The sequence below is a fragment of the Cognatundibacterium curvum genome (genome assembly GCF_014284235.1).
GTDB lineage: Bacteria > Pseudomonadota > Gammaproteobacteria > Burkholderiales > Burkholderiaceae_D > Undibacterium > Undibacterium curvum.
The window spans coordinates 1-21,251 of sequence record NZ_JACOGD010000013.1 but is presented as its reverse complement, the minus strand read 5'-3'; the positions used below and the strand labels follow the sequence as shown (position 1 = coordinate 21,251).

At 53.7% G+C, this 21,251-nt stretch carries 17 protein-coding genes; 9 read left to right on the top strand and 8 right to left on the bottom strand.

Features of this window, described 5'->3' with window-relative positions:
• The first annotated feature begins 8 nt into the window (after window positions 1–8).
• Both H8K43_RS18055 and H8K43_RS18050 read left to right on the top strand, forming a co-directional pair.
• Window positions 9–1,550, top strand: a complete 1,542-nt coding sequence (locus H8K43_RS18055; protein WP_186905147.1) for a SpoVR family protein — start codon at window positions 9–11, stop codon at window positions 1,548–1,550.
• A 91-nt stretch (window positions 1,551–1,641) separates the two neighbouring features.
• Entirely contained in the window at window positions 1,642–1,962 is a 321-nt protein-coding gene (locus tag H8K43_RS18050) for a hypothetical protein (protein WP_186905146.1), read from the top strand.
• Here H8K43_RS18050 and H8K43_RS18045 read toward each other — a convergent pair.
• The gene (locus H8K43_RS18045) at window positions 1,959–4,232 is read right to left on the bottom strand and encodes a heavy metal translocating P-type ATPase (protein ID WP_186905145.1); all 2,274 of its coding nucleotides are present in this window, start codon (window positions 4,230–4,232) and stop codon (window positions 1,959–1,961) included. The genes H8K43_RS18050 and H8K43_RS18045 overlap by 4 nt on opposite strands.
• A 108-nt stretch (window positions 4,233–4,340) precedes the next feature.
• On the opposite strand from H8K43_RS18045, the gene cadR reads away from it, so the two are divergent.
• Window positions 4,341–4,793, top strand: coding sequence for a Cd(II)/Pb(II)-responsive transcriptional regulator (gene cadR / locus H8K43_RS18040; protein WP_186905144.1), 453 nt, complete (start codon window positions 4,341–4,343; stop codon window positions 4,791–4,793).
• Here the strand turns inward: cadR and H8K43_RS18035 are convergent.
• Window positions 4,770–5,450 (bottom strand): MarC family protein, encoded by a 681-nt coding sequence (locus H8K43_RS18035; RefSeq protein ID WP_230404100.1) that lies wholly within the window; start codon window positions 5,448–5,450, stop codon window positions 4,770–4,772. The genes cadR and H8K43_RS18035 overlap by 24 nt on opposite strands.
• A gap of 228 nt (window positions 5,451–5,678) precedes the next feature.
• Between H8K43_RS18035 and H8K43_RS18030 the strand changes: the two genes are divergently transcribed.
• The 3 genes from H8K43_RS18030 (at window position 5,679) to H8K43_RS18020 (ending at window position 9,160) form a co-directional block, all read left to right on the top strand.
• Window positions 5,679–6,275 carry a GNAT family N-acetyltransferase gene (locus tag H8K43_RS18030; protein ID WP_186905143.1) on the top strand — a complete coding sequence of 199 codons (597 nt, stop codon included), beginning with the start codon at window positions 5,679–5,681 and terminating at the stop codon, window positions 6,273–6,275.
• 33 nt (window positions 6,276–6,308) lie between these two features.
• Entirely contained in the window at window positions 6,309–7,391 is a 1,083-nt protein-coding gene (locus H8K43_RS18025; protein ID WP_186905142.1) for a calcium:cation antiporter, read from the top strand.
• Window positions 7,392–7,465: 74 nt separating this feature from the next.
• A complete protein-coding gene (locus H8K43_RS18020; RefSeq protein WP_186905141.1) occupies window positions 7,466–9,160 on the top strand; it encodes a M28 family peptidase in 1,695 nt (564 codons plus the stop codon).
• A 91-nt stretch (window positions 9,161–9,251) separates the two neighbouring features.
• Here the strand turns inward: H8K43_RS18020 and H8K43_RS18015 are convergent, their stop codons facing one another.
• The 3 genes from H8K43_RS18015 to H8K43_RS18005 all read right to left on the bottom strand — a co-directional run bounded on the left by H8K43_RS18015 (window position 9,252) and on the right by H8K43_RS18005 (window position 13,754).
• Window positions 9,252–10,694, bottom strand: coding sequence for a PepSY-associated TM helix domain-containing protein (locus H8K43_RS18015; RefSeq protein ID WP_186905140.1), 1,443 nt, complete (start codon window positions 10,692–10,694; stop codon window positions 9,252–9,254).
• A 181-nt stretch (window positions 10,695–10,875) separates the two neighbouring features.
• Entirely contained in the window at window positions 10,876–13,188 is a 2,313-nt protein-coding gene (locus H8K43_RS18010; RefSeq protein ID WP_230404097.1) for a TonB-dependent receptor, read from the bottom strand.
• Between the two features lie 194 nt (window positions 13,189–13,382).
• Window positions 13,383–13,754, bottom strand: coding sequence for a DUF2946 family protein (locus H8K43_RS18005; RefSeq protein ID WP_186905139.1), 372 nt, complete (start codon window positions 13,752–13,754; stop codon window positions 13,383–13,385).
• 279 nt (window positions 13,755–14,033) lie between these two features.
• Between H8K43_RS18005 and H8K43_RS18000 the strand changes: the two genes are divergently transcribed.
• The 3 genes from H8K43_RS18000 to H8K43_RS17990 all read left to right on the top strand — a co-directional run bounded on the left by H8K43_RS18000 (window position 14,034) and on the right by H8K43_RS17990 (window position 17,212).
• The gene (locus H8K43_RS18000) at window positions 14,034–15,497 is read left to right on the top strand and encodes an APC family permease (RefSeq protein WP_408058565.1); all 1,464 of its coding nucleotides are present in this window, start codon (window positions 14,034–14,036) and stop codon (window positions 15,495–15,497) included.
• A gap of 94 nt (window positions 15,498–15,591) precedes the next feature.
• Complete coding sequence (locus H8K43_RS17995) at window positions 15,592–16,062, top strand: CreA family protein (protein ID WP_186905138.1); 471 nt, start codon at window positions 15,592–15,594, stop codon at window positions 16,060–16,062.
• 286 nt (window positions 16,063–16,348) lie between these two features.
• The gene (locus H8K43_RS17990; protein WP_186905137.1) at window positions 16,349–17,212 is read left to right on the top strand and encodes an HDOD domain-containing protein; all 864 of its coding nucleotides are present in this window, start codon (window positions 16,349–16,351) and stop codon (window positions 17,210–17,212) included.
• Between the two features lie 79 nt (window positions 17,213–17,291).
• Here H8K43_RS17990 and H8K43_RS17985 read toward each other — a convergent pair whose 3' ends face one another.
• The 3 genes from H8K43_RS17985 to H8K43_RS17975 form a co-directional block, all read right to left on the bottom strand.
• Window positions 17,292–19,418, bottom strand: coding sequence for a peptidase domain-containing ABC transporter (locus tag H8K43_RS17985; protein WP_186905136.1), 2,127 nt, complete (start codon window positions 19,416–19,418; stop codon window positions 17,292–17,294).
• 105 nt (window positions 19,419–19,523) lie between these two features.
• Window positions 19,524–20,909, bottom strand: coding sequence for a M16 family metallopeptidase (locus tag H8K43_RS17980; RefSeq protein WP_186905135.1), 1,386 nt, complete (start codon window positions 20,907–20,909; stop codon window positions 19,524–19,526).
• 73 nt (window positions 20,910–20,982) lie between these two features.
• Window positions 20,983–21,144 carry a hypothetical protein gene (locus H8K43_RS17975; RefSeq protein ID WP_186905134.1) on the bottom strand — a complete coding sequence of 54 codons (162 nt, stop codon included), beginning with the start codon at window positions 21,142–21,144 and terminating at the stop codon, window positions 20,983–20,985.
• Window positions 21,145–21,251 lie beyond the last annotated feature (107 nt).

The following is a 21,251-nucleotide window of genomic DNA, read 5'->3' as shown; positions in this document are numbered from 1 at the left end:
GGCCTGTCATGGACACTCAAACGCAAACTGGCAGAGCCAGACATCCGAATGCCTTACCGGACAAGTCGGAATGGACCTTCGAACTGATAGAACAGGCGCATGAAGAGATACGCCGGGTCGCAGCACAGTTTGGCTTGGATACCTATCCGAATCAGCTGGAAATCATCACCGCCGAGCAGATGATGGATGCCTATGCCTCAGTCGGTATGCCGGTGTCATATAACCACTGGTCCTTCGGTAAGCATTTTATGTCTACCGAAAAAAGTTATAAGCGCGGGCAAATGGGGCTGGCTTACGAGATCGTGATTAACTCCAATCCCTGCATTTCCTATCTGATGGAAGAGAATAGTCTGACCATGCAGTCGCTGGTGATTGCGCATGCGGCGTACGGACATAACTCTTTTTTCAAAGGGAATTATCTGTTCCGGGCCTGGACCGATGCTGAAGCGATTATCGATTACATGGTATTTGCCAAAAATTATGTCGCGCATTGTGAGCAGCGTTATGGTACTGAGGCGGTGGAGCTGATCCTGGATTCCTGTCACGCCTTGCAGAATTATGGGGTAGACCGTTATAAACGCCCAGCCCGGATTTCCCTGATCGAGGAGAGAGAGCGCCAGACTGAACGCGAAGCCTATCTGCAATCGCAAATCAACGATTTATGGCGCACGTTGCCACGCCGTCCTGAGGTGCAGGAAAGCCAGCAGGAGCATCAGCGCTTCCCGCGCGAACCGCAGGAAAATCTGCTGTATTTCATCGAAAAATACGCGCCATTGCTTGAACCCTGGCAGCGCGAAATCGTGCGTATCATCCGGAAAATTTCGCAGTATTTTTATCCGCAACGTCAGACCCAGGTCATGAATGAGGGCTGGGCTACGTTCTGGCATTACACCATCCTGTATCAATTGTATGAAGAGGGTGTAGTGGGGGACGGTTTTATGATGGAGTTTTTACAGAGTCATACCAACGTGATTTATCAACCGCCGGTAGGCAGCCGTTATTACAGCGGGATTAATCCTTATGCGCTGGGCTTTGCCATGATGCAGGATATACGCCGTATTTGTGAACATCCTACTGATGAAGACCGCGAATGGTTCCCGGATCTGGCTGGCTCGGACTGGAAAACTTCGCTGCAGTTTGCGATGCGTAATTTTAAAGATGAGAGTTTTATTGCCCAGTATTTGTCGCCTAAGCTGATCCGTGATTTTCACTTTTTCTCGATACTGGATGACGATAGCAAGGACAAGCTGAAAATTTCAGCCATCCATGATGAATCTGGCTATCGCTATGTCAGACAGCAACTGGCAGGACAATACAATTTGGGTAACCGCGAACCGGACATCCAGGTTTGGGCGGTGGATATGCAGGGCGACCGTTCGCTGACCTTGCGCCATCATCAGTATTTGCGGCGCCCGCTGAATAACCAGACCAATGAAGTCCTCAAGCATGTCGCGCGTTTATGGGGCTTTGACGTGGTGCTGGAAACCGTAGATCAGCATGGAACTGTATTGACTAAACAAGACTGTCGTTGGGAAAAAGGCAGTCGCTGAAGCCGGACTGTTGCTGAATATCAAAAGCAGGTAGGCGCGCGCGCTGGCTTCGGATAGAATCCAGCAGATCACATTTGATGAAGAGGGCATTATGTATCTGGATCATCCGAAAATCTCGGCCACGAACAGCGAAACTGAACCAGATCGCATCGAGCGTCTGAGCCGCGTATATGGCTATGCCATTGGTCTGGCTGATGTCGATGGCAATACCGTCTGTATCACCAAAATCGCCAAAATCCATGACCATAAAGGCGTGCTGATGGTGATTTGGTATGAGCCTCCGACAGCCCAGGAAAAATCCTATTTCCTGCGCGCCTGGCAAAGCCGGGTCGGGGATGAATCGACCCTGGTTGAGCATGCGCTGATGTTGCAGGAAACCCTGCCAGCAGTGGATAACGAAGCAGCAGCTTAATTCAGTTTTGCTTTCAGTAAGCGCAGACCATTGAGCACCACCAGCAGGCTGGTGCCAGTGTCTGCGAACACCGCCATCCACAAGCTGGCATGACCGCTTAATGCCAGTGCGAAAAAGATAAATTTTACGCCTAGTGCAAACGCGATATTCTGTTTCAAAATGCGTGCGGTCTGCTGAGACAGGCGGATAAATTCCGGTATTTTTTGCAAATCATTTTGCATCAGCGCGACGTCCGCAGTTTCCAGCGCAGTGTCGCTGCCAGCCGCCATCGCCAGACCGATGTGCGCGCGTGCCAGAGCCGGAGCATCATTGATACCATCTCCCGTCATACCCGTTACGCCTTGTTGCGCCAATTCTTCAATAATCCGCAGTTTATCGTCCGGCAGTAATTCGGCGCGTACCTGTTGTATGCCAGCCTGCGCAGCGATCGCATTCGCCGTATGGGCATTGTCGCCGGTCAGCATCAGCACCTGCACCCCCAGTTGCTGCAATTGCTGTATTGCCGCCTGGCTGGTGGCGCGTAACTGATCCGCAACCGCAAACAGCGCCAGCAATTGTCCTTCACGACACAGCAGTATTACGGTATTACCTTGCTGCTCCAGCGTACTGATTTGGGCTGTGAGTGGCGATGGCGCTATGTTTAATTCCTGCAGCAAGGCCTGATTGCCGAGCTGATAGCTGCGTCCATCAACGACGCCTTGCATACCGCGTGCACGTCCGATTTCCAGCAAGCTGACCTGTTGCGCTTCCAACACCGGCAGCTCGCAGGCTTGCAGCAGTGCCTGAGCCAAAGGATGGCTGGAGTGCGCATCCAGGCTGGCTGCGATTTGTAAGGCCGCGGCTTCACTGATGCCGTCGCTGCGTATTTTCTGCAGTTGTGGTTTACCTTCGGTCAGGGTGCCTGTTTTATCGAGTGCCAGATGACGCAACTGCCGGCCTTGTTCCAGAAAGACACCGCCCTTAATCACGATGCCACGGCGCGCAGCGGCTGCCAGCCCGCTAACGACGGTGACCGGCGTTGAAATCACCAGTGCACAAGGGCAGGCAATCACCAGCAAGACCAGCGCACGGTACAGGCTGTCATGCCAGCCATGTTGTAACAATAAGGGCGGCAGCACAGCCAGCAAAATCGCTGCGATAAATACGACCGGCGTATAGACGGCAGCGAAGCGGTCAACGAAGCCTTGAGTCGGGGCGCGCTGGCTTTGTGCGTCTTGTACTGATTGTGCGATGCGTGCCAGCATGGAGCTGCCAGCATTGGCCGTAACGCGTATCTGCAGTGCTGCACTTTGGTTGATGGTGCCAGCAAAAACGGTATCGCCAGGCTGCTTCGTGACCGGCATACTTTCGCCGGTAATGGCGGCCTGATTGACCGAAGACTGTCCCTGTTCGACCACGCCATCGAGCGCGATGCGGTCACCAGGGCGGCACAGTAACAGCGCGCCGACGGCGATCTCTGCTGTCGGTGTGCTGAGCCAGCTAGCATCAGCTTGTTGCACCAGCGCTGTTTCCGGCGCCTGGGCCAGCAAGCCGCTGATGGCATCCCGTGCGCGTTCCAGACTGGCCGCTTCTATCATCTCCGCGACCGCAAACAGGCAGATCACCATCGCCGCTTCCGGCCACTGGCCGATGGCGAACGCACCGATAACGGCTGCCGTCATCAGTAAATGGATGTTCAGTGTGAAATGGCGCAGCGCGATCCAGCCTTTTTTCAACGTCGGCAGACCGCAAATCAGGATGGAACTCAATGCCATCGCGGCGACTGCCAGCGTTTGATCAGCTTGCTGCCACCAGGCGATCGCTTCTGAGCCAAAGGCCAGCAAGCCACCAATTGCAACCCGCCAGCGCAGTTTGCTGTCGATGGCAGAAACCGGTGTCGGCTGTACCCCGGCTTCCAGCAATTGCGGCTGCATGCCCAGCGCGACTAAAGCTGCGCTGACACGGTCGGTGTCTGGTGTACGCTGATGTACAGTCAGGATACGGTTCAGTAAATCGAAGTCCAGTCTCAGGATATTACTGTCGCTGGAGAGTTGTTTGCGTATCAGGGCTTCTTCGGTCGGACAATCCATGGCCGCGATATGGAAGCGGCTGCTCACCGCATTGGCTGGCGGCTGCTTGCTGTTCACAGCGAGCGTCGCCGGGGCGCAGCAGGCATCAGCCTGTGCAGCATGTTCATGTTTGTGCTCATGCTCATTTTTATGTTCATGGCCATGCTGATGCGTACATGCGGAACCAGCGGCGTGGTTATGTTCGTGAGGTGTGTGCGTCATGTGAGCGTGCCTGTAACGGTAGAATGAAATCAGTGTAGACTCTGGAGTCGCTACAGGGTCAAGCTTTTTTTTGTGGCATTAATTAACGGAGTAAATACGGAGTAAAGTATGCGTATCAGTGAGCTGGCAGCTGCAACCGGGGTCGATCTGGAGACGATTCGCTATTATGAAAAACAGGGCTTGTTGCCTGAGCCTGAGCGCGAAGCGAATGGGTATCGCCGCTATAGCGCACTGCATCTGGAGCGTTTATCGTTTATCCGGCATTGTCGTGCACTCGATATCCCTTTAGCCGAGGTAAGGCGCCTGGTGGCGTTTATGGTGAGTCCGGCTGAGGACTGTGGCGATATCAATTCGCTCATTGAACAGCAGATTGCGCGGGTCAGGGCCAGGCTGGCCAGTATGCACGCGCTGGAGAAGCAACTGTGCAGCTTAAGAGCCAGTTGCGATGAAAGACATCAGGGGAAGGAATGCGGCATCCTGCATGAGCTGGTCGCCGCAGCGCATGGCGAGGCCTGTGCCTGCCATGCGGATGCAGAATCAGCGCGCCAGGTCGCTGAGTAATTCAGATACGCCAGCCCAGCCGATTTCTATACCGATACAAACCAGGATGAACGCTGACAGACGCATCAAGACGGTGCCGCCGACGTCGCCCAGGAACTGACCCATATTGCGTGCAAAGCGGTAGCACAGATAGACCACCAGTGTGGTCAGCAGCACACCAAGCGCTGACGCGACGCTGGTGACCAGCCAGTCTATAGGCTTGCGTGGCATTTGGGTACCGATGGTAATCGAAGCCGCGATAGTGCCGGGGCCGACGGTCAGCGGGAAGCTGAACGGATAAAAACTGCGGCGGCGTAATTCTTCCTTGCTCCAGGCGCCGGTATGCGAAGCGGCGACCGAGTTCAGTAATTTGTCCTGACTCTGGTCATTCAGCAGCTTCCAGCCTGCCATGCCGACCACGATACCACCGGCGATACGCACGATGGGTAAGGAAATGCCGAAAAAATTCAGTACATAAGAGCCGACAAAGATCGTGACCATCAACATGAAGAAGCAGTTGATCGCAATCCGTTTCGCCATACGTTTCGCGACTTCGGGCTCTTGCGGCCCCGTCATGGACAAGTAAATCGGCGCAATCGCAATCGGATTCACGAGAGGTAATAAGGTGATAGGCACCAGTATCATTGCCTTAAAAAATGCGATCATGGCCAAACTCATAGCAACTCCTAAAAAAAACTTCCGCCGATTATACTTTTACGGCTAAGCATAGGGTAGCTAAAAGCGGGGAATTATTCCGACTTAATATTAAAATAGAACACACAAAAAGCTTACTGTGACAGGATACTAACTGGCCTGAGCGCTAGCGGTGGTGCCCATCAGGGGGAGCTGGCAGCACCTGCGCTGTGAAAAAAAATGAACACTTATGAATTGAAGATGGATAGAACCATGAACCAAGCTGCCAGCTTCCCACAACTCCAGACCGGACGATTTATTCTGAGGCAGATCATGCCTGCTGATCAGCCCGCGATTTTTGCCGGTTTATCGGACGAAGCAGTGACTGCCTATTACGGCATCAGTTACGACACGCTGGAATCGACTCAGGCGCAGATGGACTGGTATGAGCTGGTCTGGAAAACCCGCATCGGTATCTGGTGGGGTATCGCTGAACGTGAACACCCGGAGCAATTGATAGGAACCTGCGGTTTGCATGAATGGGAACAGGAAGACCATTGCGCGGAAATCGGTTTCTGGTTAACACCTGCATTCTGGCGCCGCGGCGTGATGGCAGAAGTGTTACCGGCTATTTTGGCGTGCTGCTTCCGCGATCTGGGCCTGCACCGCATACAGGCGCTGGTGGAGCCGGACAATGCCGCCAGCTGGCGTCTGGTCGAGCGTCATGGCTTTCAGCTGGAAGGCATACTGCGCGAATGTGAGTATAAAAACGGCAAATACCAGGATTTACGCTGTTATTCTTTGCTCGCACACGAAGCACAGGAACTCATGATGAAATCGCTTGTCCCTATTTCATCCGATACGCATTGATTTCCCTTATTGATTTTTACAGACCCTATCCTTATGAAAATTTCTGACAAACTTCCGCGCTGGTCGGTGCTTACACCGCTGGCTGCCTGCCTGATCCTGGGTGGCAGCCTGCTCTGCAGCGCCGGCTGGTATGGAATACTGCTGACCGCCGCTTTATTTGGCGGTGTGCTGACCGCCGTGTTTCATGCCGAAGTAGTGGCACATAAAATCGGCGAACCCTTCGGTACGCTGTTATTAGCGATTGCCGTCACGTTGATCGAAGTCGCTTTGATCGTGTCGCTGATGTTGGCGGGCGGTGAAACCACGGCCGGGCTGGCCAGGGATACCGTGTTCGCGGCGATCATGGTGATCCTGACCGGCATCATAGGACTTTGTCTGCTGGTGGGCGGTATCCGCCATCGCGAGCAAAGCTTTGGCCTGCAAGGTGCCAGTACCTCACTCGCCACGCTGGCCGCCTTATCGGTGCTGACGCTGGTGCTGCCTAACTTTACTTCGTCCGTGGCAGGGCCGTATTACAGTGCCAGCCAGCTGGGCTTTATCGCTATCGTCTCTGTCGTGTTATACGGAACTTTCGTGCTGGTACAGACGGTCAGACACCGTGATTATTTTTTACCTGAAAGCCATGCTGCCGATGAAGACGTGCATGCGCCGCTGCCATCGGCGCGTATGGCCTGGACCAGTCTGGGCCTGCTGTTAGTTTGTCTGGTAGCGGTGGTGCTGCTGGCGAAAGCACTGGCACCGGCACTGGAATCTGCAGTCGCTGCAGCCGGTGCGCCTAAAGCTCTGGTCGGTATTATTATCGCCATCATTGTGCTGTTGCCGGAAGGTCTGGCCGCACTCAGCGCGGCGCGTGCCAATCGTCTGCAAACCAGTATCAATCTGGCGCTGGGTTCTGCACTGGCGAGCATAGGTTTGACGATACCGGTGGTGGCCGTGATTTCTATCCTGACCGGCTGGCAGCTGTCGCTCGGTATCGATGCGAAATCGACCGTGCTCTTGCTATTGTCGCTGATTGTGACCACCATCTCGCTGGGTACTGGCCGCACCACCATTATGCAAGGCACTATCCATCTGGTGATTTTCGCCGTGTATTTGTTTACGACCATCGTGCCCTGACTTATTTGCAGCGCACGCTGAGGCTTCTTACTCTTTTTGCCCGGCCTGAACCGCCGGTCTTATTCATGATCTCTATGACTTCAAAAAATTTGACGACCCGCTCGCTGGCACTGCTGCTGGCTTCCGGCTGCCTTTTGGGTAGCGCCAGCCAAGCGGTGCTTGCCGCGTCCGCCAGCACTGCCACCAACACGAACATCAAGCTTGGCGCGCCTTTGAGCGAAACCCATTTACGCGCTCATTTATCTTTTCTGGCTGATGATTTACTGGAAGGCCGCGGTACCGGTCAGCGCGGTGGTGATCTGGCCGTGCGTTATCTGGAAACCCAGGCTGCGCTGACCGGCTTGCAGGTGCTGCCAGGTGACAAGGTGCAGGGCTATCGCCAGGCGGTCGACATCATAGGCAGCCAGACCTTGGCGGACAGCCAGATACGCTTTTCTGCCGGTGGTCAACAGTGGACGCCGGTGTTGGGTAAAGACGTGGTATTTGGTTCTTCCGGTGGTCGCCAGCAAGTGAACTTCTCTGCGCCGCTGCTGTTCGTCGGCTATGGCATCCGCGCCGCTGAAGAAAACTGGGATGACTTCAAGCAGGCTGATGTCAAAGGCAAATTGCTGGTGATGATGGTCAATGATCCGCAGCCGACTGCAGCAGAGCCACAGCGCTTTGGCGGGGCAGCATTGACCTATTATGGCCGCTGGACGTATAAGTTCGAAGAAGCTGCACGTCAGGGCGCGGCCGGGGTGTTACTGATCCATACCAATGCCTCGGCAGCCTATGGCTGGAATGTGCCGCAAACCAGTTTCAGTCACGAACGCTTTAGCTCTCCTGGTATGGGCAATCCGCTGGAAGGATGGATACAGGAAGAAGCGGCGCGCCAATTGTTTGCCGCGGCAGGTCAGGATCTGGATCAATTACGCCAACAAGCCGAGCGGCGTGATTTTCAGCCGGTGGCGTTGAATGCGACGGCACAGGTGGAGGTACATAATCAGGTGCGTCAGGTAAGGCAGTACAATGTATTGGGCATGGTGCCGGGCACCGATCCTGTGTTGAAATCAGAGGCTGTGATTTACTCGGCACACTGGGATCATCTGGGCATGGAAACCGATGCCAATGGCAAGACCCAGATCTGGAATGGCGCAGTCGATAATGCATCCGGCAGCGCCGCCTTACTCGAAATGGCACGGCTCGCTGTGCGTCAGCCAACCCGGCGTACCCAGATTTTCCTGTGGCCAGCCGCAGAAGAACAGTATTTGCTGGGCAGCGCAGCCTATGTGCAGCAGGCACCGTGGCCACTGGCGAAGACAGCCGCCGATCTGAATCTGGATAGCATGAATTTTGTGGCAGCGACCAGGGACATCGGTGTGGCGGGCAGTGAGCGCAGCAGCCTGTATCACAGTGCAGTCAAAGTGGCGAAGGCGATGAAGCTGCGTATCGCACCGACAGTGCCGGATCTGGGTGGTGCGTATTTCCGTGCTGATCACTTTAATTTTGCACGCGCCGGTATCCCGGCTTTCAATGTAGGCTCTGCGGTATTTTCGGGCGATGGGCATTTTGACTTTGATAAAACGCCGCCCGATAGCTATCTGAAAAAAATGCGCGATTTCAAACAGGATTACCACACCGTACGCGATGTCTATCATCCTGACTGGGACCTGAGCGGCATGTTGCAGCAAGCTCTGTTTACACTCAGGCTGGGACAGGAAGTCGGCAATGCACCGGCTATGCCGGTCTGGAAGCGCGGTGAGGCGTTTGGAAAAATTCCGCGTCAGTGAAATACTGCTTCATCTAAGCTGAGGCCAGACGCGGATCTGGCCTCAGGCCTCAGTTTTCAGCGCTCAGTACTTAGATCTTTGGTCTTAGATCTTAGGCCTTAGGCCTGAGCAGTAAGACGCTGGCCTCGATCAGCAACATCAGCAACAGGCTGATGCCGAATACCGGCATGCAGTACGCCAGTACTGCTGCAACCACTACCAGCCACCACGGCAGTGCGCGTACATGGCTGCCGTGCAGCGCAGGGGCTGACACGCTGGCCGGACGGCGGCGCTGCCACCACATCGCATAACCGGATAACACAGAAAAAATCGCGCTGCAGCCTATCGCCAGTAACAGTGCCTGATTCCACCAGCCGAATTCGCCACGGTGAAATGGAATGCCAACGGCTGTCGCCTTCGACAGCAAGGGTAACTGATCCCAGTCCGCATAATACAGACGCTGGCCGCTGTAGGCATCCAGCACTAGCTGAAAGCGCTTCTCAGGCTGGCTGCGATCATCATTTTCTATACGCCATACTCCGCTCGCATTGTTAGGCGGCGTCATGCGCAGACGGATGGCAGGTGCCTGTGCTTTGGCCAGGGTGTAGATCTGTTCTGCACTGAGAGGCTGCTGTCCCTCAGTGACCAGCGAAGTCAGATCACGCGGTGGCTTGGGCGTGGCTTGTCCGGTCGCGTTTTGCAGAGCGCGGAAATTTTCACCGGTATATTTCGACCAGGTCAGCCCGGTCAGCAAGATCGTCAGTGTGAACAGCGCCAGCAGCACGCTGCTGATGCTATGCCAGTAGCGCCAGCTGGCGCGGCTATGGCCTGCTCCATTGCTGGCCGCTGGCAGTAAGGCCTTGCGCCAGCCAGCGCGGCCACGTGGCCACCACAGATAGAAACCGGTCAGCATCATCACCAGCATCCAGCTGGCACCGAGCTCGATCAGCCAGCGCCAGCCATCGCCTTGCAGCAGACTGGAATGCAGCTTGCGCGACCAGTTCTTAAAGCGTTCCGCATCCGGTAAATTGCCTTGTACGGTCGCTGTGCCGGGATCGACATAGCTGGTGATTTCCTTCGCTGCGCTGTGATGCTCAGTGCTGCTGATGGCAGACGCAGCGCCTGGCGCGCCACCCAGATGGCTGGCATGTTGATCAGCATGCTGATGCGCCGGATGGGGTGCCGTTGCGGGGTTTGCGGCGGCCGCTTTTGGCATGCCGCGCATTTTTTGTTCACCGAATAAAACCAGACTGGTTTCACCAGGCGTATAGGCCGGTACGATGGCTTTGACTGGTAAGCCGGGCACGGCGGAACGTGCTGCCGCAAGCTGCTGATCCAGCGGCAGCGGTGGCAGTGGCGCAGGTATTTGAGCCACGCGATCCAGCTCAGCATGGCGCAGCGCCTCGATTTGCGGCGTGAAGATATACAGTATTCCAGTCAGTGCTGCCAGCAGTACGATAGGCGCAGTCAGTAAGCCTGACCAGAAATGCAGACGCCAGAACAGCCGGTGCAATACCGCACTGGTGGAATGGCGGGCAGGGGAGTGCGTAGTCATCAGGGTCTCCGGAAAATAGTGCACAGCGGCCTGTGCTAAATAGCGCTGGCCGCTGGATTGGTCACATCAAGAGCGCAGGCGGCTTCCAGCCTGAAAAGGTCTGGAGAGCCGCACTTTTCCTGGGGTTTATCAACTGTCAGCCAGGTGCCAGCTGATGCCTCAGGTGTTAGCTTGCAGCGCCTTAGAAGTCGAACTTCAGCTCCGCAACGACGCTGCGTTGCGTGTAGGGATGGAAGGCCCAGTATTTTTTATTGTTCAGATTGTCTATCCCTATCGCTGCACTCCATTGGCGTGCGACCTGATAGCGTAAGCGCAGGTCGGCCACCAGAAAATCCGAGAAACCAAAGTAGGTGTCGGCATTCACGTCGCTGTTATCGAGTGCACTGTATTGCTTGCCGCTGTAGCGGATACCAAGTGAGCTGCTGAATTTGTCAGTGACGCGATAACTGAGCAAGAGATTGGCGCGCCAGTCTGGTATGCGTGGCTGGCGCTTATTCACACTGGCCGGGAATTTGTCATTGCGTACGATTACAGAATCGGCATAGGTCAGGCTGGCGGAAATATCCAGACCTGGCAGCAGCACATCATTGTCAGCAAATGCGATTTCCAGTCCGGTAGTGCGGATGTCATCCACGTTTTGGATGTTGGTGACATTTGGCGTGACCAGGGTATTGGTCTGGGAATACAGCGCATCTCTGGTACGCTCATGGAACAGGGTAGTGCGTAATAAGCCACGCCCATCATGCAGGCTGCGTTCTGCACTCCATTCTGTGGTCCAGGATTTTTCCGGTTTCAGATTCGGATCGTTGTTGACGATGGTGGTATTCGAAATCGTTCCCTGATACAGCTCAGACACGGTAGGCATACGCACCGCACGGCCCAGTGATGCCTTATAGGTCCAGTCACCACCGCTGGCGTAGGCGATAGCGGCTTTAGGAGAAACAAAGTTTTCCGAGCGGGAGGCGAAATTCAGCGTGGAGCTGGCATTGGCCAGCGCACCATTATCTGCCTTCCATTGTTCAGCCCTGACACCGATGATGGTTTTCCAGTGCGGCGTGATACGCCAGGCATCTTGCGCATACAGGCTTTGCAGGCTGGTGTCGCCACGGAAGGCTGAGAATTGTTTTTCCGCTTCGCCTGAAATCCAGTTGCCGGTATCCGACACCAGGGTTTTCAGATGATAGGCTTCGCGTTGATAGCCGAATTCCACCGTGTGCCGGGTATCCGGACGCCAGATACCTTTCAGTGCCAGGGTATTCCAGCCCGTGCCGGACTGATCTGTGATGCGGCCTGCACCACCGCTATCGGCGGTCGGAATCGCCACCAGTGGTGAGCGCGCGATATCTTTGTTGTAGTCATACAGGCTGGCCGCCACTTCCCAGTCAAACACGCCTTTGCTGCTGCTTTTCAGATTCAGACCATGGCTCAGATGTTCGAGCCGGTTTTGGCTGTTCGACATATCGGTCGCACTCAGCGTGTATTTTTTGCCCTTGATATTCACGTCGCCGCTAACCACAGGATTGCCGCTGGCATCGCGCAAATAGCTTTCTACACCGCTGTCCATCTTATTGCGCCAATAGCCAAAGGTGTAAGCTGCATGCAGCGTCGGGCTAAAGTCATAGGCCAGCTTCACTTTGGCATGGTCTTGTATGGTGTGGTACTGCCCGGTCGCACCGAGTATCCACCAGTCCTGATTTTGTGGATTTTTACCAGCCACCGCGCCTGTGACCACTTTACCCGCAGAGCTGGTGACGCCAGCCGACATCAGCTTATTGGTGAAGGCTATCGGATGGCCATCGCTATCGAGCTGATTCAGATTCAGCCACCAGGAAAAATCACCTTGGCGGTTACCCAGACTGGCGCTCAGTTGTTTGCCGCTATAAGTCTTGTCAGTGCCATACAATTGAAAATTTTCGCTGAAGCCCAGAACTTTGGCATGCGCCTCGAAGGCCTTAGGCATACGGGTACGGTAATCCACCACGGCACCCACAGAATTGCCCGGATATGCTGCAGAGAAGGGGCCGTACAGCACATCGACCCGCTCTATTTCTTCCGGCGTTACCAGGCCCCAGCGTGGTGTGAAGGTCGCACCGTTGCCGAGTAAATTGGACAGCAGGATGCCATCGGCATACACCATAGAGCGCGCGCTGTTGCCAGTGCCGGAGGCGCGGGTCGCCAATACCGCATGGTTGTAATCGCCGACATAGCGTTTGCGTACTAACAGGCTGGGCAGATATTTCAGCGCATCTTCAGCATCGATGGCATTGATGTTGCGTTCAATTTCTTTGGCTTGTATGCCTTCGATGGTGGTTGGAATTTCAGTCGGTAAGGATGAAGGTTTGTCGCCCTGTACCACGACCTGAGAGGTCTTGGCGTCCGCTTCGGCGGATAAAGTCAGCGCATAAGTTGGCAAGGCCGGAAAGGCGGCAGCGATGGCAGCGACCAGGGTCGCGCGGCGTGCGTTCAGACGCACACGGAACATAGAATTTTGCATGATTCAGACAAGTAAACAAAAGCAGTACCAGGGTACTTGGACGGTATGCATGCGGCTGTGGCTCAGCAATGAGGGCTGAGCAAATCAATCAGCCAGACTGGCGCGTGACGTATCACAGCGCGGCCAGGCATACCGGATACTAGGGCCTGTTAACATTTAAATTGCGTAATTTGAATGTTAACAGGCGCTCATGTTCAGAGGTCAGTGGGTGGCCCACGCGCGGGCAGCGGGGCGGAAATGATAGCCGCCAGTCTGGCGGCCGGGATGGACTGTGTGGCATACGACAAGGCATGCTGTGCCTGCCAGTCTGAGGTATCGAGCACAGTCGGCGGCAAACCGCTGGCGACGCATAAGGGACAATCGAGAATATGAGAATTACTGCGCCCACTGTCCGGCTCGCCTTTCACACTGATCATTTTGTAGCCTGTGCTGGTACAGATCAGGGAGCCGGTTTCGGTTTTGGCTAAAGTCGCAGCCATGGCGACACCCAGCGTCAGTACATAAAACATCAGTACTGCACGCACCAGACGGTGAAACAGGCGGGGTGACATGGACAGGCGGCTCATAGAGTGCGGATTCTAACACTGATGCGCAGGTGCTGGCTGCAGCCGCATTGAGAATTGGCACAAAACTTTGCTCTGCAGCAGCGCATAGTCAGAGCGGCTGCAGGGTTTGTCGTAAAAAACGCATTTTGTATGGCGATATCGGCTACCCAACACATCATCGCCGGGAGTTTTGCGGCTATGATGGCGCTTTTACCGTCATATGCATGACATATTCCGGTGCGCCGTCCCGTCCTTGTACGCAGGCTGGCTGCACCCGTTAGGCTTTCTGCACAAGGAATTATTTTGAGAAACTTTTTTCAGCAGTTAATGCGCACCCGTCCGGTGGACGCGCCAGAAATTATTGTGGAAGGCCAGTCGCAACATACTTTACATCGCTCGCTGGGTTTGTTTGCACTCACCATGATAGGGGTGGGTGCCACCATCGGTACCGGGATTTTCTTCACCATGGTGGAAGCCGTGCCTAAGGCCGGGCCGTCGGTGATCCTGTCTTTCCTGATCGCGGCGCTGACTGCCGGGCTGACCGCTTTATGTTATTCAGAATTGTCAGCCAGGATTCCGGCGTCCGGTTCTTCGTATTCGTTTGCCTATGCCACGGTCGGTGAATTTGCGGCCTTCGTGGTGGCGGCTTGTTTGTTGCTGGAATACGGTCTGGCGGCCAGCGCGACCGCGATAGGCTGGTCAGCCTATCTGAATAATTTCCTGGAGAATGCATTGGGCTGGCATATTCCGGCTGCCTTGCGCTCGCCCATGATCGTAGCCGGTCCGCAGGGTGCAGAAATCCACATGGGCCAGTTCAACCTGCCACCTGTGATATTAGTGGCGATATGCTGTTTCCTGTTATTGCGCGGTGCCAAAGAGTCTGCGACCGTGAATGCGATCATGGTCATGATTAAGCTGGTGATCCTGGTGTTCTTTTCCGTGATCGCATTTACCGGTTTTCAGGCTGAGCATTTCACGCCGTTTTTTAATACCGATAACAGCAAAGGTCTGGCCGGTATGGCTGGCGTGACTGCGGCGGCCGGTACCGTGTTTTTCTCGTTTATCGGTCTCGATACCGTAGCCACCGCCGGTGCGGAAGTCAAAGATCCTAAGCGCAATGTCCCGCTGGGTATCATGCTGGCGCTGCTGGTGGTCACCGTGTTTTACATGCTGGTGGCAGTGGCAGCAGTCGGCGCGCAACCCGCACATATGTTTGAAGGTCAGGAAGCAGGTCTGGCTGTGATCCTGCAAAACGTGACTGGTAAGAGCTGGCCTGCTTTGATTTTATCGGCCGGTGCGGTGATTTCTGTGTTCAGCGTGACACTGGTGACTATCTATGGACAAAGCCGTATCTTGTTTGCGATCTCTAAAGATGGCCTGATTCCAGCCTCGTTTCAGGTGGTGAATCCGGTGACCCGTGCACCGGTCGTCAACACGGTGCTGGTCTGTCTGGTGGTTGGCATTGTGGCTGGTTTAGTCGATGCGACCTTTCTGTGGGATATGGTGAGTATGGGGACCCTGGTCGCCTTCATCGTGGTGTCAGCCGCGATTCCTGTGATACGCGCTAAAAAGATAGGGCAGGACAATGCCGGTTTCCGCGTGCCATTTGGTCCTTATCTGATACCGGGTATGAGTATTTTTGCCTGTCTGTACATCCTCAAAGACTTGTCACCGGCGACCTTTAAAGTGTTCTTTATCTGGATGCTGGTTGCGCTCAGTGTTTATTTTTTATACAGTCGCCAGCATTCCCGCTTGAATAAATAAGCGGCTACGCAATATAAGAGGGAGGAAAGCAGGCTTTCCTCCCTTTTTTTAAATTTTATTGTTACCCAGCCTTAATCTCATCAGGACGATAAATATGAAAGCTCAATGGATAGTCATGGCAGCCCTTGCTGGTCAGACCATGCTGGCACACGCAGAAACCGTGGGCAGCGTCGATACTGCCTTCAAACTGATCGGCCCCGATCATAAGGTGGTGGTGGAAGCCTATGATGATCCCAAGGTCAATGGCGTGACTTGCTATGTATCACGCGCCAAGACTGGCGGTATTTCAGGTGGTCTGGGATTCGCGGAAGATAAGGCCGAAGCCTCGATTGCCTGCCGTCAGGTCGGTCCTATCAGCTTCCCTGGCCCGCTCAAGCAACAGGAAGAAGTTTTTAATCAAAGCCTGTCTATCTTGTTTAAAAAGTTAAGAATCGTGCGCATGGTGGATCAAAAACGTAATGCACTGGTCTATCTGACTTATTCAGACAAGCTGATTGATGGCTCGCCCAAAAACAGTGTGACGGCGGTGCCGGTTGAGCGCAATATCGCGATTCCGCTTAAGTAAAGAAGTCGTTCAGTAGCAGCGCCACCCGCTCTGGGTGGTGCCAGCTCTTGCCTTGTTTGCCAAGCGCTGGTAGCTCGAGGCTAGCGCGCAGAATACGCTGAAAGCAGGCAGACAGCGGGCAAACTGGCCGGTGCTGCCTGTTTTAGTTTAAGCCTGGCTGATTACAGGGTTTTTCTGTTATTTCCATTTCCCGATGGTAATGTTTGGTTTAGAATGCGCTTTAGCTTGCGCCTGACCGTCCTTAGACGGGACAGCGACGCCCGGTTTGATCCCATCTCGCCCGACCATGACTTCAACAACCCAATTATCCGTAGCGAACGAGCAGTCAGTTGACGCGCTGGTCAAAACTATACGGATACCGCCCCGGCCCAGTATGCTGGCAGATGTTCAGCATGAATTAGCCAATACTGAGCCCAGCCCGCGCCGCTTAGCAGCAACCATAGCAAATGATGTGGCCTTGTCAGCTTCACTGCTGAAACTGACCAATTCTTCTTTTTTTGGTCTGCGCCTGAAGGCGACCTCGGTCGAGCATGCGGTACAGTTGCTGGGTTTGCGTCAGTGTGGTTTGTTGATGACCGGGATCATCGCGCGACAAAGCGTACAGGTAGAGAATGTGAATCTCACTAAGTTTTGGGATTTTTCATCCAAACGCGCGCAGGCAATGGCGCATCTGGCCAGCCGTATGCGCGTCAGCCAGCCCGATCTGGCGCATACCTTTGGTTTATTTTGCGACATCGGTATTCCGCTGCTGCTGGAACGTTTTCCTGACTATCAGAACACACTGGATATCGCTAACGAAGCGGCCGATGTGAAGTTCACCGAAGTTGAGCAGGAAAAACACAGTACCAGCCACACCTCTATCGGTGCCCTGATGGCCAGAACCTGGGGCTTACCTGAGCAGGTATCATCAGCGATCCTGCTGCATCATGATTATCAGGCCTTGACCGATGCCGCCACCGACGACAGCGTACGCAGCCTGATCGCCTTATGTCTGGTTGCAGAATTCAGTATCCACAAATACCATGGCCGTGAAAACCTGGCCGAATGGGACAAGGGCGGTGTTCTTGCCTGCGAATTCCTGGGTTTGTCGCACGACGAACTGGAAGACCATTTCGAAGAATTGCACGAGATTTTTAATCACGTACATTGAATCCTGTTTGGTCTAAGCCAGATCTGGAAGTCAGCCTATCAACTCCACCCGGCTCAGACAGCGGGTGGTGGCCTACCGTTCAAGCCACCCGCACCGCTTCAGTCTCAGCATCCGCCGCGACTTCCCCACAAGCCCTGATCTCCACCACCTGCCCCTCACGCAAGGCCACCACGCGCTGGGCGGCGTTGATGGTTTCGGGTCGGTGGGCGACCATGATGCGGGTTAAGTTGAGGCTGGCCAGTGCCTGATTGACCTTGTGTTCATTCTCGACATCGAGGTGGCTGGTGGCTTCGTCCAGGGCCAGGATTTTCGGTTGTTTGTATAAGGCACGTGCCAGCAGTACGCGTTGTTTCTGGCCGCCAGACAGGCTGCTGCCCATGTCGCCAACCAGGGTTTGGTAGCCCATAGGCATGGCGCTGATGTCCTCATGAATCGCGGCCTGACGCGCGCAGCGTTCAACCCGGTCACGGTCGGTGTGGGCATCGAAGAAGCTGATGTTGTCCATGATGGAGCCAGCCAGCAAGACATCATCCTGCATCACGGTGCCGACCAGCTGGCGCCAGGCTTTCAGGCCCAGTTGTTTGACCGGGATGCCGTCGATCAGAATTTCACCTTCGGTTGGTTTTAATAAGCCCAGGATGATTTTGCATAGCGTGGTTTTGCCGCAGCCACTGGGGCCAACTAAGGCGATACTTTGACCGGCCGGGATGCGGAGGTGGATGCCATTGAGTACCCATGGTTCGCCATCGGCATAACGGAATTTGATGTTATTGAGTGTGATGCCGGGCTGGATGCGCGACAGATCGGTTTCTAAGGCCTGATCGGTTTCGGCTTCTTCCAGCACGATATCGGCCAGCCGTTCGCTATGCAGGCTCAGCATTTTGAGGTTCACAAATAAATCGATCAGGCTGAAGAAGCGGCCTGAGAAAGTCCCTGCATAACTGGAAAAGGCCATCAGCATACCGACCGTGAGCGCATTCTGCATGACTTGTCCGGCACCGATGTAAAACAAGGCCAGCCCTTGAATACCGAACAGCGTGGTGTTAGCGACCTTGAACAGAATAGACATTTTTTGGGTCTTGATGTCGCGGTTCTGTACATCCATTTTGAGATTCAGCCAGCGTGCACGGCGTTCTTCTTCACGGCCAAATAATTTTAAAGGCGTCACGGCACGCAGGGTTTCCAGGAAGTGGCTGTTCTCTTTGGACGACAGGATCAGACGCTCTTGCGAGGCTTCACGGAAAGGCTGGTAAAAGGCCCAGCGTAACAGCGCGTAAATCAACACTGTCACCAACACCAGCGCCGACAGTTTGAGGCTGTAGACCAGCATCATGCCCAGCGCGAGCAAGGCCATCAGCCCATCGAGCGCGCTTTCTACAAACAGGCTGGTCAGCGTGCTCTGGATTGCACCTATGCTGCCAAAGCGCGACACCACATCGCCCAGATGGCGTTTTTCAAAAAAAGAGACCGGTAAATGGGTCAGATGCGCAAACACGCGCGCACTCCACTGAAAGCTGATGTCCATACTCCAGCGCATCAGAAACCAGCTGCGCGCCAGGCTAATTGCGGTCTGCGTGACCATCAGCAAGGCAAAACCAAACACCAGCACCGTGAGTAATTCCTTGTCCCCGCTCACGATCACTTCATCGATCACAAACTGATTAAACAAGGGCGAGCAAATCGCAAAAATCTCCAGAGCCAGCGCAAGCAACATCACCTTGGCAATCGCAGGACGCAGCCCCAGAATGTGTCCGGTTAAGTCATGGATCGCAATGCGCCGTCGCTCATCTTTGGCGACAAAGGCCGCGCTGGGTAATAACTCCAAAGCGACGCCGGTAAAATGCGCCGAGGCTTCTTCCAGCGAAACGCGGCGCTCACCGACCGCCGGATCCAGCAGCGTCAGACTGACCTTACCCTGCCAGTTCCTGGATACTTTTTTTAAGACGACGAAGTGATTCAGATTCCAATGCAAAATGCAGGGCAACTGCAGCTCAGATAACTCATCCAGTTCCAGCCGCAAAGGCCGGGTCGACAAATGCAAAGCCGACGCATGCCGCATCAACTGCGCGAGCGTCGCGCCTTTGAGACTGATCGCAAACTTACGCCGCAACTCCGGCAGATCGGTGTGATAGCCATAATGTGAGGCGATCATGGCGAGACAGGCAAGACCGCATTCGCTGGATTCGGTTTGGAGGAGGGGTTTCATTAACTAACTAAGCAAGCGAATAAAAAAACTATATTTTCTTATATAAATTTAATAAAGCAGAGCGACAGAATTCAGATCCTCTGCCACTTTCCACAATTTCACCAACTACTTTCGTGGCTTGCTAGCTCGCCCTGTTTCTGGCACCTGCGAAGTCTGACTATCACGTGGATCAATAAATATTCCTAGTGTCCTGTTTTCTGGTCTGAACCACTGCTGCACACTTTGCCGGTAAGTCGCTGCATCCAACTGCTCAACTTGCTCACGTAGGCGGTAATAACTTTGCCAGTCGCCACTCGCCACATGAGATGCAATACGCTCCACAAAGAGTTTTGGCGATTTTTCATTTTTATTCAAATCATCCAATAACTCTGCTTTTTGGGCATTAATCATCTTATCCGTCACCCGTAAAGCAAAATTCTTTTCTTCCTGTGCCAGAAATTTTCTCAGTTCCGCGAGCTGCTTCTCTGTACTCAAGCGTATCCGCAACATGAAAGCGCTGCCGTGTACAAATGGGAAGATGTAGGAGCCGACAGATTCTGCTTTTTTCGCGTCCAGCAAGGTCTTTTGCCAAATACCGGTATCCGTATCAGGGAAAATCAGTGCACTTGTCATTCGTGCGACGGCAAACTCCGGTGAATTCAGTGGCGGCACTTTATAGGCGACCCAAACCACTGGCTTGGCATTGTGCGCACGGCTGATAAATTCCCGCTCTCCATACTGCGGCAATTTCTGATATTCAAACTTCTTTGAATCGGGTTGCGAGACAGACAGGCTGGAGAATTGTTCCGTAATCAGCGCTAAGGTGCCAGGTAAATCGAAATTCCCCGCGATCACGAGTGTGGCGCGGTCCGGACGATAGTGTTCTGCCCAGTATTGTTTGATATCTTGCAAGGTGATGCGCTGTAAATCTGCTCTTTCACTAGCCGGATTGACCGCATAGGCTTCATTTCTAAAGATATCTTTCAACATCAGTCCGGATTCTTCAACGAACTTGTTCTGATACTTAGCAACGAGCTCTTTGTCGACTTCACCTATCGCTTGCTGCAGGTGTGGCAAATGATCTGTAAATTGGCTCATACGCTGCTTTTCCAACTTAATTACTGAGGACAGCTCTGACACAGCCTTCAATTTTGAGTAATAGTAAGTGTAGTCACTTGCAGTCACTCCCATCGCTTTATATTTCAAAACTGAAGATTCTAGCCTGACTTTTTCTTCACTCTGGATCACCAAATAATGTTCCAGCACATGACTAATTTCTCTCAATCCCAAGTGTTCATTTTTCTTACCGTTGTGATAAATCATATTCACCACCAGATCAGTGCTAGCCGTATCCGGTTTGAGCAAAATCTGCAATTGATTGTTAAGGCGATATTCATGCACGCCGTGATACTCGCCGACGTAGGTAGCGCTGTCCCTAGTAGTAGAGGTACCCCATGCACACTCGCTACTTATCAGCCAAGATAGCAAAACGATAAACGAAAAATAGCGCATATTCATTTCCAATTTAAGACAAAAATTGAATTTGAAAAACTGCAGCCATAAATTGGCTGCAGTTTTTCAACTATTACTTGCCTCGTCTTTCACGTTTGATCGTATCTGCTGCTTCACGCTCTTGTTGTTCGTCATATTCACGTTTTTCTTCTTCAGTCATACGTTTTTCAACATGCACGTAAACCTGATCCCCACCGCCAACCGCGAACAACTCATCATTTGTCATTAAACGCATTTTGTGTTACTCCTATACATGGTTGAATGAACTAACCCATCCTATACGGGTTAGCTTTGCTGCCTCCTGTAAGCATGTTTGCGTCATGCTTACAGGTTTTTCGACCC